This is a genomic window from Halorubrum sp. GN11_10-6_MGM (genome assembly GCF_005435165.1).
GTDB lineage: Archaea > Halobacteriota > Halobacteria > Halobacteriales > Haloferacaceae > Halorubrum.
Map to the genome: position 1 here is coordinate 1 of NZ_SGUC01000088.1, position 845 is coordinate 845.

Sequence of the window (845 nt, forward strand, 5' to 3'; positions counted from 1 at the left end):
GGTGCTCTTTGATCATCTCTAGCCACTCCAGCTGCTCGGTGGTAACCCGCTGTTGGCGGTCCTGGTGCTCAAGCCACTGGTAAAACAGCTCCTCCACCTCCTCACGGACCGGCTCTAGCTCCTCGTCCTCTCCCATCGCATGGCGCACAAGGGAGATCACGTCAGTGAGTAGGCGGTCTTCGGCCACGCCCTTCACCTTGTCCTCCTCTAGTTGGGCGTAGGCCTTCCAGAGCTCTTCCGGCGTCGTCTCCAGGGGCGGTTGCTTGATCGCCTCTGCAAGCTCCTGAATCTGCTCCAGGGTCAGGTGGCGCTCCCCGTGGGGCTGTTCGTAGAAGATCTCCAAGGCTGTGATTTCGTCCTTGTGCTCCTCGATGAAATCCTCGAAGGAGCCGACCCGGTCGTGGGCCCAGTTGGCGCTGGCCGGGGTCTTGTGCTCCACCTCGATCACCTCATCTCGGCTGATGTCGTCGATGGTGACGTAGCTCCGCTCCCGAACCTGCTGGATGGTTTCCCGGACGCTGGCGTCCTCGATCGGCCGGCAGGCCTCGTCAATCAGCTCTTCGGTGGCCTGCTCGATTTGCTCCTCCGTCGGGTCCTCGGTGCCGAAGGTCTCCTGAGCCCGCTTGACCTGCTCGTCGTAGTCGGCCGCCCGGACAAAGCCTTCAGTCAAGTCCGTCATCGTTTCCACGCCGTGCCCCCGCTCCTCGGCGCTCTCTTCGAGAACGGCTTCAATCTCCTCCCGGTCCTCCGGCTCAAGGGCCCGGTTCATTCGAGCAAAGCGGTCCCCCAGCGACGCCATCGTGTCCTCGTTTCGGGCACTGCCTTCCACGGCCCCTCGGACCAGT

Annotated in this window: 1 protein-coding gene; it reads right to left on the reverse strand. The window is 63.1% G+C overall.

Annotated elements, in window-relative coordinates:
* The coding region (locus EXE46_RS16190) for a type I restriction-modification enzyme R subunit C-terminal domain-containing protein (protein ID WP_199234204.1) at positions 1-829 on the reverse strand (829 nt) is incomplete at its 3' end.
* Between the last annotated feature and the right edge of the window lie 16 nt (positions 830-845).